Source organism: Flagellimonas sp. 2504JD4-2 (assembly GCF_053642935.1).
Genome location: NZ_JBSIOV010000001.1, coordinates 893,680 through 907,866 on the forward strand (window position 1 = coordinate 893,680; position 14,187 = coordinate 907,866).

Sequence of the window (14,187 nt, forward strand, 5' to 3'; positions counted from 1 at the left end):
GGTGAGACGACTAGTTTTCATAGCTTTCGAACTTACCTTCTTTGGTTACGGTCAAAAGCTTGTTGGTAAACGGACTTTTTGTCCAAAGAACAAATCCTTTGGTGTATTTTTCGAGTGTGGGTGTAATAGATTTTCCAAAAATCTCTTTTGGAACACCAATATGAACTCCATCTGAATCCTTTTTCCAATTGGCATCCATGTTTTTTTCTTGAATCAAATCCCGATATAATTTGTAGAGATACCATTTGATGTGCTCATCCTTTGGAATCTCAAAATCAAATAGGGGACTTCCCACTTCATTTTCAGAGAAGTAAACATAGCCCCAATGTTCAGGTTCATGCATGTTTATCACATATTGCGGAGACCATACCCAATTGTATTCATGAAGCAGTTCGTCAGTTTGTGGATTTTTCTTTCTTGAATATTTTCCATCGGAAACATCAAAATCCCAGTTGACCCTAGAAAATCCAACTCTCCAAAATTGGTTTTTCGGGCTGTTATTGTCATAATATCCAGTGCGCAGATCCCTGAATGGGATGGCTATTTCAATTGTCCATCCTTGATCAACATCTAAAGGGTCGTTCAGCGTGCCTTGCACTGAAACCGCTGACTTCATTCCCAATGCTTCCCATCCATTTATGGTTTCATTGCCAGCTCGATAGGGAGCGGTCAAATATTGGTCCCAAACAGTGTTTAGAACATTCCATTCCAATTCGTAATATCCATGCACATCTGCCTCCGGGTCCAGAAAAATTTCAAAATCATTGTTATGGAAAATTACTGCATCGTGTTCGGTAATATCTCCCCATACATGTGGTTCTTCCAACTTGGCGAAGAAATAGACATTGTTTTCGTCCCAAAGCATTTTCATTTGGGTATCGTAGGTCGGCTTTTTTTGCCCTTCGATATCAATAAACAAATCGGACCAGGGAGCATTTGCCCAGGAGGACTCATTTGCTTTTCCATCAATAACAATGGAATCAATGGCCTTATAGGCTACATAGCTTCTTGGTTTTTCTTGGGCGCATAACAAAATGCAACCGACATAAACCAAAAAGAGAACAAGGCTAATCAGTTTTTTATGTTTCCCCACATCATCCATTTTTTCATTTTATAAACTATTTTCCTTTGTAAACTGTACCACCTCGGAGATGTGCCCGAAAGCAAGTCCAACCACCGTATCAGCAGCCCCGTAGTATATGGCAATCTTATCCTCTTCAATCGAGTGCAGCGTGGCACATGGGAAAACCACGTTGGGAACATCGCCCACACATTCATAGGAGGTTTGGGGCGATAGGAGGTAGGGTTGTGTTCTATACTTTACCTGATCAGGGTTATCCTTGTCCAGAATGGCCGCTCCCATCGAATATCTAAAGCCATTGCACGTATTGATTACCCCATGATAAATCATTAGCCACCCTTCATCTACCAAGATGGGAACTGATCCTGCACCAATTTTGGTACATTGCCAAGCACTGTCTTCAAAAGGCGAAGCTTTCATTACACATCTGTGCTCACCCCAATATTTCATATCTGGGCTGTAGCTGATGTAGATATCTCCAAAAGGGGTATGCCCATTATCACTGGGCCTGCTCAGCATGGCATATTTACCGTTGATTTTTTCTGGAAAAAGTACCCCATTTCGATTGAAGGGAAGAAATGCATTTTCGCACTGAAAAAACTCCTTAAAATCAAAAGTATACCCAATACCAATGGTAGGGCCATGATATCCGTTGCACCATGTTATCCAATACCGATCTTCCAAGAAAGTAACACGGGGATCGTATTTGTAATCAGAATCGATCATTTGGGTATTTCCAGCCTCAAAGTCAATAGGATTATGGTCGATATCCCAATTGACACCATCTTTGCTAAAGCCAGCAAAAATATTCATTTGCACCGCTTTGTTATCGCATCGGAAAACTCCGGCATAACCATCTCCAAAGGGGACCACCGCACTGTTGAAAACACTATTGGAGGTTGGAATGGCATCTCTTTGGATAATTGGATTTTCGGAATGCCTCCAAACAATATCATTGGTGCCGGCAGGTCTGTCCTGCCATGGAATAGCTGCTATTTTTGTTGAAATCTGATTGCTCATTGTTTAATTAAACAGTGGTTGGGAAACTTAATTCGGTATTTTTTGAACCTTGTTCAACCAAGTGTACTTTAAAATTATAGAAGTTATTATAAATATTATCAATGCGACAATGGTTTTTGGGTAATCCCTGATCACCAAATAAATGGGCAATAAAATCATACTGGATTGCCAGATGATACCGACAACACAATTCATCATGTCCTTCCAAAAATCATTATTCTTTTCAAAGCTGGAGTCTTCCGATTTTAATTGGTTGACGACAGGTTTCCATAATCCCCAAGGCTTTACCTCTTTGTAAAATGATTTTAGGACTGAAATGTCAGTTGGTTTGGTAAAATAAGTGCCGAGGTATGATCCCAAAAGCGAGAATCCAAATATTATCGGAAATAGGTAAATGGCATGCATGTGGGCAATGTTGTACAACAAATCCCCTTCCATGATGTGTGCTTTGTTCTGGTCAAGGATAAATTGAAGTGTGGCAATAACCAACCCGGCCACCATGCCCCAGAAATAACCCCAGCCGTTAAATCGCCACCACACCCATTTTAGAAAGTTGGCCGCAACGTACCCGCCATAAAGTGCACTGGTGATCCATAAGGTGAGCGAGTTTATGGATTCTGCAAAGAAGCCCATGCAAACCCCTAATCCTACCACAAAAAAGGAAGCAATATGACTGGCCTTGATATAATGTTTATTGGAAGCTTCGGGTTTGATATATTTTTTATAGATATCATTCACAATGTAGGCTGGCCCTGAATTTACAAAGGCGGAAAAGGTAGACATAAAAGCAGCCAACAATCCGGCCAACAACAGACCTTTGATGCCCACCGGTACGTGAAAGTTGATCACTTTAGGAAGAATCACCTCTAGATCACCACCTACAAGTTCAGGATTCGCACTCATGCTGGGAGCCAACACAACCAAGGCTATAACAACAATCCCGGCAATCAATAAATATCGTGGAATATAGAGCACAAGGTTGGTGAAACCACTCATGTAGGCCGCCTCTTTTACTGTCCTGGTTGAAAGGATCCGTTGGAAATCATAACTCGGAACCGGTCCGGCGATACTCGCAAAGAAACCTTTGAACAGGGTCATTCCTATAAAGGCCCCAAACATTTTATAACCCTCGGAATCAATTAGATCATTGAACGCTTGGAATTTGTCGCTCCAGATCATTCCCAATTCATTTCCAAAGAAAATGCTTCGCCATTCTTGGGATATTATGGAGTTAATCTCAACATCGGAAATAGCAAAAAAGGTGTATCCTGCCACCAGAATTCCCGCGATGACCATGATAATGTATTGCAGGACCTCTGTTGCCACAACAGAGAACATTCCTCCTTTAATGGTATAAATTGTGGTAAGGAAGATTATGATAAGGGCATATGATTGTTCGGAAGTGAGCAAGAGCATATCGCCAATTTCCAATGGAATGTCCCAAGGTAATATGATGGTCAAAAACTTACCAATACCTTCAAAGAAATAGGCAATAAATCCAACAACGGATACAATGGCGAATATGGCAACGATACTGTGTGAAGCCCTGCCTGCTTTTCCATCCCCAAAGCGGGTAAGAATCCATTCAGAACCGGTCATAATGTTGGAACGCCTAATCCAGACGGCCAAGAACATCATAACAAAAATTTGGTTCCAAACAGGCCAAAGCCACATGAACATAAAACTCTTTACGCCATATAGAAAAAGGATTCCGACCATCCAAGCAGTACCGGAGATATCGAACATTCCCGACCCATTACTAAGTCCTAGGTAATACCATTTGATATTATTTCCGCCCAAGAAATAGGATTCCAGGCCTTTGGAAGCCTTTTTGGAAACCCAAATTCCGATAAAAAGCGTTAGCAATACATAGATTACTATAATTGAAATGTCTATTACATCCATATGTTCGTACCGGCCTTAGCTAGAGGCCCCAATTTTTATTCGGGTCTGCGCCCATTTCAAATTCCAACGTACCCCCAGCCATAATTTCATCATGGGTGATATGGGTTCGTTGCAATAACTTTCCATTTAGTTTTACTGATTGAATGTATTTGTTGATTGATGAAGTATTTTCTGCTGAAACCACAAAGTTCTTCTGCTCTGAAACAGCTATGGTTGCCTTGTTAAATAAAGGACTGCCCAATTCGTACTGACCTGAAGCAGGATTCATTGGGTAAAAGCCCAAGGAACTAAAAACGTACCAAGCCGACATTTGTCCGCAATCTTCGTTACCGCTTAAACCATCCGGCTGTGTACTGTATTGGGAACTTAAAATTTCCCTTACCCAATATTGGGTTCTCCATGGTTTTTTTGCCTTGTTAAACAGGTAGGAGATATGATGGCTGGGTTCGTTACCATGGGCATATTGCCCGACCAAACCTGAAATATCAACCGATATATTATCGCCTGAAATCTCCGAAGTTTCCGTAAAAAGTTGCTCTAATTTTTTTGTAAAGGATTCATCTCCTCCATGCAATTCGATAAAACTTGGAACATCATGAAGTACAAACCAGCTATGCTGCCATGCATTCCCTTCGGTATAATCGGTATGTTCCCTGTGGTTGGAGTATTTTGGGTCAAAGGGTTCGTTCCAGCTTTTTTCATCCGCGGAACGCCCTCTCATAAAACCTGTTTCAGCGTCGAAGAGGCGCTTAAATGCGGAAGACCGTTCCAAGAAATAGGCATAATCATCCTCTTTTCCCAAAGCTTTGGCCATTTGGGCAACACACCAATCATTATAGGCAAACTCAAGACTAATGGTCACCGATTCATCCTGTTCGGTGTAAGGAATGAATCCATATTTTTTATAGGGCTCCAATCCACGGATATCACCCATCATGGTATTGCGAACAGCTTCGTAGGCCTTGTCCACATCATAATTTCGAATTCCTTTTATAAATGCTTCTGCAATCATGGAAACCCCATGATTACCGGTCATTGTGTTGGTTTCATTGGCATAAAGTGTCCATACCGGAAGTCGACCTTGCTCTTCATAATAGGTGAGCATGGATTGAACTATGCTATTAACTTTTTCAGGTTGAAGGATGTTCAATAAGGGGTTTTCTGCTCGGAAGGTGTCCCACAACGAGAGTGTGGAGTATGCCTGCCAACCCTCAGCCTTCACAATACTGTCGTTTTGTAATCTAAACTCCCCATTGTCATCACTAAAAAGCACCGGGGCAATTTGGGTATGATAAAGTGCCGTATAGAAAATGGTTTTTAAGGAATCTTGTGGGGATTCCACTTTGATTTTGGAAAGCAAGCTTTCCCATTGTTCCGATGCACTTTTTTGCGCGGTATCAAAAGAAGAGGAGTTTCCGTGCCGCATCAAATTTTGTTTTGCATTGGCGATGCTTACGGAGGAAACGGTAATTTTCAATTCGACCTCCTTTGAAGCGTTGGGGTCAAAAAAGAATTGTCCACCTGTTTTTGTTGCAGACACTTCATTTGCGTCGTCCAAAACAGTTCCATTTGAACCAAAAACTGAATTTACTATAGGTTCAGAAGATTCTATTGCGAAGAATACTTTTTGGTTTTTGGCCCATCCTGTGCTGTATCGATATCCAGTTAAAAGCGTGTCACTTTCCATATGGATTGAACTTTCGGTTGGTCTGTCCCAGTTAACCGCATATCCCAAATCGAGAATAAAGGATGGAGAACCTTCGGTCTGGTAGGTGTATTTGTGGAAAGCAACGTATGAATTTGCTGTCAGCTCGACCTTAATATTGGCGTCATCCAAATCTACCTTATAATAGCCGGGAGAGGCGATTTCTGATGTATGCGAGAAACTCGAGGTATACGGAAGACTGTCTTTAGGAGTTCCAAATCGTGTTATATCAACTGATTTATTTGTGGGCATAAGTAAAATGTCGGCCAAATCCCCAATTCCCGTTCCACTTAAATGTAGTTGCCCAAAGCCTGATATAATGGAATCTGTAATATGGTATCCTGAACACCAATCCCATCCTCCGGTACCATTGTCCGGGCTGGGTTGTACCATGCCAAAAGGGGCAGTCGGGCCTGGAAAAGTGTGCCCATGGCCTCCAGTACCAATAAATGGATCCACATAGGATGTTAAACTTTCGGAAAAATCACTTGTTTTTTTTTGTTCGCACGAAGAGCCTACAAACAATAACAACAACACTGGAATGTACAGGAATTTGTCCATCAGCCTTCAGTAATGATATTTTTTATACTTTTTCACAAAAAGTACTTGGGTTAATTGAATTAGCTAAGTAAAAGAAAGGAACAGGTTCTTCGGTTACTATAGGTTACGCTATTGTATTCCTAAATATTTATAATTTTAGCCTGCAGAGGAATAAAATTAGACCAATAACCAGCCCTAAAAGCTAAACAACAGAAAAACCGTACAAAAAAACACCTAGAAATTTATGTACATAAATGACAAGCTGGAAGGGCTTTTAAACGCCGAAACCCCCAGACAATATCGCATTACTTATAAGCATCATATTATTTTTTGGCTTATCTATTTTCTCATCAATATCTTACGATGGGGAGCTGTCCACAACGATTTTACACTATCAGTGAAAACCAATCTTATTGGTTTTCCGATTCACATAGCATTGTCCTATTTCAACATCTATTTTTTAATGCCCAAATTTGTATATACCCGAAAGTATGTGACCTACGCGGCTTTGGTGGTGATCTCACTTTTCGTAATGCTTTTGGTGAAGTTTAACCTTACGTATTATTTGGTGAGCACGAACGTAATGCCTGAGGGCTCCGGGATAACGGATAGCATAACTTTTAATTATGCTATAACCACGATGATAGGGGAACTTTATGTGGTGGCATTTGCCACCGCCATTAAGGTCACAGTGGATTGGCTTAGGGAAAATAGTAAGCTACATGACCTGGAAAAAAGACAGTTGTTGACGGAATTGAAGTTTTTAAGATCCCAAGTGTCTCCCCATTTTTTCTTCAACACCTTGAACAATATTTATTCCCTGACATTGGAGAAATCTGGCAAGGCACCCGAGGTAATTCTTAAACTTTCGGAGATGATGCGTTATTTGCTATACGCCACAAGAAAACGAAAACAGGACTTGAGAAGTGAGATCGATTGCATTCAGAATTATATTGATTTGGAACGTATCCGATTTAACGATACGCTGCAAATAGACGTTGGAATCTCAGGGGACATGGACAATAAGGTCATAGCTCCCATGTTGCTTGTTCCTTTGATTGAAAATTGCTTTAAACACGGAGCAAGTAAAAATATTGGAGATATGCATATCTCCGTAGATGTGGATGTAACGGACGATCTGTTGAATTTCAAAGTGTCCAATACAATTCCCAAGAAAGACAGCAAAAGCAAAGCGAAAACCAGCAGTGGGGGGATAGGGCTATCAAACGTAAAAAAAAGACTGGAGTTGGGATATGACCCAGAGGATTATGAACTTTCTATCTTTGAAAAAGATAAAATGTTCCATGTTGATTTAAAACTTAAAGTGTGATGGAGTTACGGGTAATTATAGTAGATGACGAACCTTTAGCCATAAATGTGCTAAAAAACTATGTGGAACAGGTAAAACAACTTCATCTGGTCCAGACCTTTTCAAATGCAATTGATGCGACATCATTCCTGCAGGAAAATGAGGTAGATATCATTTTTTTGGATATCAATATGCCCATCTTGGATGGAATGGATTTTTTAAAATCGTTGCAGACAGTGCCGATGGTTGTTATTACAACAGCGCATGAGGAATATGCCTTAAAAAGTTTTGAGCTTGAGGCGATAGATTATTTGGTTAAACCAATTCCTTTTCCACGTTTCTTAAAAGCGGTGAACCGTATCATTGGGTTAAAACAGACATCGGCCAAATCTGGTGGGGGGTCGTCCAATGAAAAGCCCAGCATTTTTGTTAAGGTGGACAAAAAGAAGCTGCAAAAGATTTTTATCGATGAAATTGTAGTTGTGGAAAGTCTTAAGGACTACATCCGAATCAAAACCACTTCGGCAAAATATATCATTCATAGAACCTTGGGAAGCTTCACCGATGAGTTGCCTTCGGATAAATTTATTAGAATACACAGGTCGTATACCATAGCCATTGACAAGGTGGAGGCCATAGAGGGGAATAGTTTGGAAATAGACGGCATTAGATATGTCATCGGAAGAAGTTATTTAAATGAGGCTAAAAGCCGAATTTTGAATGACAGCTCCAGCTAATATTGATTCATGGTTATTTCCACACATTGGGTAAGTGTATAACTATATAGTTATCAATTCTTTCATTAGTCTTTGCTGCCCAGTTATTGGTCGAAAAATTTTAACTTGTAAAGGATTATCGAGCTAGTTTAAAGGACGAATTAAGCTTAATATCTCTTGACATGTTTACCATTCTCTTATCAAGAAAAAAAATAGTTTATGTTATTTTTTTGACCTCTCTTGTCGCAGCTTTAGTTGGTTGCAAGGATGGGAAGGAAAAATACGTGTCCATGTCCGAGACCGGTTCCGTTGGTCAGCTTCCCGACAGTGTTGACTTTTCATTCCACATTAAACCTATTCTTTCCGACCGATGCTTCACCTGTCATGGACCGGATAAAAATGCAATAGAGGCGGGTCTTTCGTTGAATAAGGCTGAAGATGCTTATGCGGCCATAGGTGAAAATAAAGATAGATATGCCATTGTTCCTGGAGATCTTGAGAAAAGCGAATTGATAAAGCGCATTTTTGAAGAAGACCCCAACCTAATGATGCCTCCGCCCGAGTCGAATCTTACTTTGTCGAACTATGAAAAAGAATTATTGAAAAAATGGGTGGCCCAAGGTGCTGTATATAAAAGACATTGGGCGTTTGTACCGCCAGAAGAATCCCAGGTACCAGAGATTGATGAGGATAATTGGAGCCAAAATGAAATCGACAAATTCGTTCTTGAGAAGTTAAACCTCAAAGGGTTTTCACCCTCTAAAAAAGCAGGTAAAGAATATTTGATTCGACGTGCCTTTTTTAGCATCACTGGCCTGCCTCCAACCGTTGGACAAGCAAATTCTTTTGTAAATGACAATTCGGAAGGGGCATACGAAAAAATTATCGACTCCCTGCTGAACACAAAAGCATACGCTGAGAATATGGCGGCAGATTGGATGGAAGTAGCGCGCTATGCCGACACCCATGGGTATCAAGATGATTTTGAGCGCATTATGTGGCCTTGGCGCGATTGGGTCATTCATGCATTTGACAAGAACATGTCCTATGATGAGTTTGTTACGTACCAACTTGCCGGTGACATGCTCCCTAATGCCACCAAAGAATCCATATTGGCAACTGGGTTTAATCGCAATCACAAAATAACCGCCGAAGGGGGTGTCATTCCGGAAGAATATCGTATTGAATACGTAGAGGATCGCACCAATACTTTTGGAACGGCATTTTTAGGGATGACTTTGGAATGTGCCCGATGCCATGACCATAAGTATGATCCGGTCAGCCAAAAAGACCATTTCCAATTGTTCGGGTTCTTCAATAATCTGGACGAAGACGGCCTGATGAACGGAGCACAGGTCATTCCCAAACCATACATGGCAATCACTAAAAAAGATGCCGAAGGCGTTTTGGATTTTGTAAATATGACCAATGTTTCAAGCTCCAAAGTTGAGGTTATGGTCATGGAGGATATGTCCACTCCGAGAGAGACTTTTGTTTTGAACAGAGGGGTATATGATCAACCAACAGATCAGGTGTTTCCGGCAACCCCCGAGGACATCATGCCCTTTCCGGAGGAACTTCCACGGAACAGATTGGGGCTTTCAAGATGGCTTTTCCATGAAGATAACCCGTTGACAGCCAGGGTAGCCATTAACCGCATCTGGCAGCGCATGTTTGGAAAAGGTCTGGTAGAAAGTTCTTATGATTTTGGTAATCAAGGTGCATTGCCTTCGCATCCTGAATTATTGGATTACTTGGCCATAAAATTTCGAACAGAAGGTTGGGACATAAAGCAGATGATGAAATACATGGCTTTGTCCGCTACCTATCAGCAAAGCACCGAAATTTCCAAGGAAATGAACGAGAAAGACCCTGAGAACACTTATTTGGCCAGAGCTCCACGTCTTAGATTAAGCGCTGAAATGATTCGTGATCAAGCACTAAAAATAAGTGGACTTTTAAATGACGAAATAGGTGGGCCAAGTGTAAAACCTTATCAGCCCGAAGGCATTTGGGAAGAAACCACAGGTGGTGGCGGCGGAAGTACGGCAACCTATGTGCAAAGCTCAGGAAAAGACCTGTACCGAAAGAGCCTTTATACTTTCTGGAAAAGAACCGTTCCCCCGCCAAGTATGATGACATTTGATGCTTCATCTAGGGATTTGTGCACGGTAAAACGACAAGAGACCAATACACCGCTTCAAGCCTTGATACTCTTGAACGACCCACAGTTGATTGAGGCAGCAAGAGCATTGGCCATAAAAACGTTAAGCGCCACTAGTCCGGATTTGAGCGATCAGATCAGCTTTATATTCCAGAGTGCTACCTCGAGAAAACCGAAAGAAGAAGAACTGACAATTTTAAACAATCTATACCAAGCCTCCCTTGAAAGAATTAAAACCGGAGAAGTGATTCCTGAGGAATACCTTTCCATTGGGGAGTTTGGAAATTCCGAAAATGTTCCAGCCGATCAATTGGCGGCTTTGGCTTTGACTGCACATACCATTTTAAATTTGGACGAAACCATATCAAGAGGATAACATGGGAGAAAAGAAAATATTGGCCGACAATGCCCTTAACATGAATAGGCGTGCATTTTTGGGGAAATCCGCCCTAGGAATCGGAGGAGCCGCATTGGGAACATTACTGGGGTGCAATTTTTATCAAAAAGAAGGGGAGTTGCTTGTAAAAGCGGATAACTCCATGGGAATTAAGGGAATCTTACATTCTCCACATCACTCCGCAAAAATAAAACGGGTCATATACCTTTTTCAGAGTGGGGGACCTTCACAACTCGAATTGTTCGATTACAAACCTCTATTGAACGAAAGGCGAGGGGAAGACCTTCCTGAATCTATACGAAATGGACAGCGATTGACGGGGATGACGTCCGGACAGGATAGATTTCCGTTGGTGGGATCCAATTTTGGATTCAAACAATATGGAAAGAATGGAACATGGATAAGCGATTTGTTGCCATACACGGCAAAAATGGTGGATGATATCTGCATTGTAAAGTCAATGTTCACGGAAGCCATTAATCATGATCCCGCGATTACCTTTTTTCAAACAGGATCACAACAACCTGGTCGTCCAAGTATAGGGTCTTGGCTTAGTTACGGATTGGGCAGCGAAAACGAAAACCTTCCCTCCTTTACTGTTTTACTGTCAAGGGGGACAGGTAGACCTAACGGGCAGCCATTGTACACCCGTCTTTGGGGGAATGGCTTCTTGCACTCGCTCCACCAAGGGGTACAATTTAGATCAGCAAAAGACCCTGTGCTGTATTTGAACGATCCCCAGGGTATTTCCAAAGAAACAAAGAGAAGTATCCTTGATAACCTTGCTGAACTAAACGAAAAACAGTACAACGAATTTGGGGATGAGGAGATTCAAAGTAGAATAGCCCAATATGAAATGGCCTATCGCATGCAGACTTCTGTTCCCGAGGTGATGAATACCGAAAATGAACCCGATTACATTTATAAAATGTACGGTGCCGAAGCCAAAATTCCTGGAACCTATGCAGCGAATTGCCTTTTGGCAAGAAGATTGGCAGAACAGGACGTGCGGTTTATCCAGCTCTATCATATGGGATGGGATCAGCACGATAATTTACCAGGAGCCATCGAAAAACAGGCAAAAGATACCGATCAGGCATCCGCAGCATTGGTGGCCGACCTGAAACAACGGGGTATGTTGGAAGATACCTTGGTGATTTGGGGAGGAGAATTTGGCAGAACCAACTACTCACAAGGAGTATTGACAGATGAAAGCTACGGAAGAGATCATCACCCGAGATGTTTTTCCATGTGGATGGCCGGTGGAGGCATAAAACCCGGAATCGTCTATGGTGAGACCGATGATTTTGGATACAACATTACTGAAAATCCAGTTCACGTTCATGATTTTCAAGCCACCTTATTACACTTGTTGGGAATAGACCATGAACGGCTTACGTACAAATATCAGGGAAGAAGATTCAGACTGACTGATGTGGAAGGGCATATAGTGAAAGATATTTTGGCATGATGAAGCGCAGAAAATTTATTGAAAAAAGTAGCTTGGCAGGAGTTGGACTGGCTTCATTGGGACCCATGTCTTTTTCTTCCGCATTTCTAAAAGATGCGGTAATTGGACACGGGGATTATAAGTACAAAGTTGACCTGAACTGGGGAAAACTGAACAGTGAACGATTTCCGGTGCAAGATTGCCATGAAATGGTGCAGGATGCAAAAGGACGAATCATATTATTGACCAACCATACTCAAAATAATGTCCTTATTTACGATAAGTCCGGAAAACTTTTGGATTCGTGGGGAACAGATTACCCTGGAGCCCACGGACTCACACTGCATGACGAAAATGGGACAGAGTTTTTGTATATCTGTGATAACAATCGACATGAGGTCATAAAAACCACTATTGACGGCAAGGTGATGCAGGTCTTTCCATTTCCACAGGAAACTGGAAAATATCAAAAGAAAGAGGAATACATCCCTACGGAAACCGCCATTGCGGATAATGGCGATATCTATGTGGCTGATGGATACGGTGCTCAGTATATTACTCACTACGATGCCAAGGGCAATGTCAAAAATGTATTTGGAGGACCAGGTGGTGAAGAACATCTGTTTAACAACGCCCATGGTATCTGCATAGACGATAGGGACATCAATAATCCAACCTTGCTGATTACAGCACGGCAACAAAACAAGCTAAAACGTTTTTCGATGGCCGGAAAATATTTAGAAACCATTGATTTGCCCGGGGCCTATATCTGTAGGCCTGTAATCCATAACAAACAGGTGTATTTGGCCACCATATGGTCGGGAGATGGTTCTGAGGGAACCGGTTTCATCTCCATCCTCGATGAAAACAACAAACTGATATCTGCTCCAGGAGGAAGCACACCTACCTATCAGGACGGGAATCTAAACCACATGCACCAAGCGTTAAAAATATTCAGACACCCTCATGATGTATGCATTGATGAGGACGATAATATCTATGTGGCCCAATGGAATTCCTATAACACCTATCCCATAAAATTATATCGGGTATGATCAAAAAACGGGTTAGATTGAATGTATGGGGACTACACGTCCGCAGTCTTGTTTTGATAGGCTCCTTGTTGGTCTTGACGAGTTCCTGTCAATCAAAAAAGGTAGAATTTTTAATGACTGAGGCCGTACAACTGGCGCCGGCGAATATTGAGGTGGATTCCTTGCTATTTATTGAAAGTGCCCATATTAAATTATCCAGTGGAAGTGATGAAGATGATATAAGATATACCTTGGACGGTAGTGAGGTTGTCCCAGATTCACCCAGCTATACTGAGCCAATAATGGTCTCCGCAACTACGCATTTAAAAGTTAAGGCCTTTCATCCGGATTTTAATGCAAGCGACGTGGTGGATAGAACCATAATCAAAATGGCAAAAGACATTTCTGGGTCAACAATATCCGTTCAGCCAGAACCGCATGAAAGCTATAAGGCAATGGGACCCAATACGCTCATTGATGGCAGGAAAGGCGAGTTCAATTTTAGAAGTGGGAATCGATGGTTAGGGTTTCAAACCACTGAAACGGTGGTAAATCTTGAATTTGCAGAGACAACATCCATTGAAAAAGTACTGATCGGACTCTTACAAGATCATGGGTCATGGATTTTTCTTCCTGAAGCAATCGAGATCAAAGCAGCCGATAAGTCTATTGGGAAATTGAAACTTAAACCCTCGGAAAATGGTGATAGCAAGAAAATGGGTTTCACCGAAATCCCGGTGGAAAAAGGAGAATATGACCAAATAACCATAATCATCCATGCATTACAAGGAATCCCGGATTGGCATCCTGGCAAAGGAACCATGCCCTGGACATTTGTGGATGAAATTTTGATTGAATAACCGAAA

The 14,187-nt window shown here is 41.6% G+C and carries 10 protein-coding genes; 6 read left to right on the forward strand and 4 right to left on the reverse strand.

Features of this window, described 5'->3' with window-relative positions; translation table 11 throughout:
• Nucleotides 1-10 precede the first annotated feature (10 nt).
• From ACULLH_RS04125 to ACULLH_RS04140, 4 genes are read right to left on the reverse strand one after another with little or no spacing between them, the layout of a single operon-like run.
• Nucleotides 11-1,102, reverse strand: coding sequence for a carbohydrate-binding family 9-like protein (locus ACULLH_RS04125; protein ID WP_454087460.1), 1,092 nt, complete (start codon nt 1,100-1,102; stop codon nt 11-13).
• 9 nt (nt 1,103-1,111) lie between these two features.
• Nucleotides 1,112-2,101: a glycoside hydrolase family 130 protein gene (locus ACULLH_RS04130; protein WP_454087461.1), complete on the reverse strand. Its 990-nt coding sequence runs from the start codon at nt 2,099-2,101 to the stop codon at nt 1,112-1,114.
• Between the two features lie 27 nt (nt 2,102-2,128).
• Nucleotides 2,129-4,006 carry a sodium:solute symporter family protein gene (locus ACULLH_RS04135; protein WP_454087462.1) on the reverse strand — a complete coding sequence of 626 codons (1,878 nt, stop codon included), beginning with the start codon at nt 4,004-4,006 and terminating at the stop codon, nt 2,129-2,131.
• 19 nt (nt 4,007-4,025) lie between these two features.
• Nucleotides 4,026-6,272 carry a GH92 family glycosyl hydrolase gene (locus ACULLH_RS04140; protein WP_454087463.1) on the reverse strand — a complete coding sequence of 749 codons (2,247 nt, stop codon included), beginning with the start codon at nt 6,270-6,272 and terminating at the stop codon, nt 4,026-4,028.
• Nucleotides 6,273-6,495: 223 nt separating this feature from the next.
• On the opposite strand from ACULLH_RS04140, the gene ACULLH_RS04145 reads away from it, so the two are divergent.
• From ACULLH_RS04145 to ACULLH_RS04170, 6 genes are all read left to right on the forward strand, one after another.
• Nucleotides 6,496-7,581: a sensor histidine kinase gene (locus ACULLH_RS04145; RefSeq protein WP_454087464.1), complete on the forward strand. Its 1,086-nt coding sequence runs from the start codon at nt 6,496-6,498 to the stop codon at nt 7,579-7,581.
• On the forward strand, nt 7,581-8,297 hold the full coding sequence (locus tag ACULLH_RS04150; RefSeq protein WP_454087465.1) for a LytR/AlgR family response regulator transcription factor: 717 nt from the start codon (nt 7,581-7,583) through the stop codon (nt 8,295-8,297). Before ACULLH_RS04145 ends, ACULLH_RS04150 begins: the two co-directional genes overlap by 1 nt.
• 269 nt (nt 8,298-8,566) lie before the next feature.
• Complete coding sequence (locus tag ACULLH_RS04155) at nt 8,567-10,816, forward strand: PSD1 and planctomycete cytochrome C domain-containing protein (RefSeq protein WP_454087466.1); 2,250 nt, start codon at nt 8,567-8,569, stop codon at nt 10,814-10,816.
• A 1-nt stretch (nt 10,817) separates the two neighbouring features.
• Nucleotides 10,818-12,308, forward strand: coding sequence for a DUF1501 domain-containing protein (locus tag ACULLH_RS04160; RefSeq protein ID WP_454087467.1), 1,491 nt, complete (start codon nt 10,818-10,820; stop codon nt 12,306-12,308).
• Nucleotides 12,305-13,342, forward strand: coding sequence for a 6-bladed beta-propeller (locus ACULLH_RS04165; RefSeq protein ID WP_454087468.1), 1,038 nt, complete (start codon nt 12,305-12,307; stop codon nt 13,340-13,342). Before ACULLH_RS04160 ends, ACULLH_RS04165 begins: the two co-directional genes overlap by 4 nt.
• A 113-nt stretch (nt 13,343-13,455) precedes the next feature.
• Complete coding sequence (locus tag ACULLH_RS04170; protein WP_454087469.1) at nt 13,456-14,181, forward strand: chitobiase/beta-hexosaminidase C-terminal domain-containing protein; 726 nt, start codon at nt 13,456-13,458, stop codon at nt 14,179-14,181.
• The last annotated feature ends 6 nt before the right edge of the window (nt 14,182-14,187 follow it).

Coding starts and splice junctions, on each gene's coding strand:
- ACULLH_RS04125 (WP_454087460.1), bottom strand. CDS start 1,102: ATGGATGATGTGGGGAAACATAAAAAACTGATTAGCCTTGTTCTCTTT.
- ACULLH_RS04130 (WP_454087461.1), bottom strand. CDS start 2,101: ATGAGCAATCAGATTTCAACAAAAATAGCAGCTATTCCATGGCAGGAC.
- ACULLH_RS04135 (WP_454087462.1), bottom strand. CDS start 4,006: ATGGATGTAATAGACATTTCAATTATAGTAATCTATGTATTGCTAACG.
- ACULLH_RS04140 (WP_454087463.1), bottom strand. CDS start 6,272: ATGGACAAATTCCTGTACATTCCAGTGTTGTTGTTATTGTTTGTAGGC.
- ACULLH_RS04145 (WP_454087464.1), top strand. CDS start 6,496: ATGTACATAAATGACAAGCTGGAAGGGCTTTTAAACGCCGAAACCCCC.
- ACULLH_RS04150 (WP_454087465.1), top strand. CDS start 7,581: ATGGAGTTACGGGTAATTATAGTAGATGACGAACCTTTAGCCATAAAT.
- ACULLH_RS04155 (WP_454087466.1), top strand. CDS start 8,567: ATGTCCGAGACCGGTTCCGTTGGTCAGCTTCCCGACAGTGTTGACTTT.
- ACULLH_RS04160 (WP_454087467.1), top strand. CDS start 10,818: ATGGGAGAAAAGAAAATATTGGCCGACAATGCCCTTAACATGAATAGG.
- ACULLH_RS04165 (WP_454087468.1), top strand. CDS start 12,305: ATGATGAAGCGCAGAAAATTTATTGAAAAAAGTAGCTTGGCAGGAGTT.
- ACULLH_RS04170 (WP_454087469.1), top strand. CDS start 13,456: ATGACTGAGGCCGTACAACTGGCGCCGGCGAATATTGAGGTGGATTCC.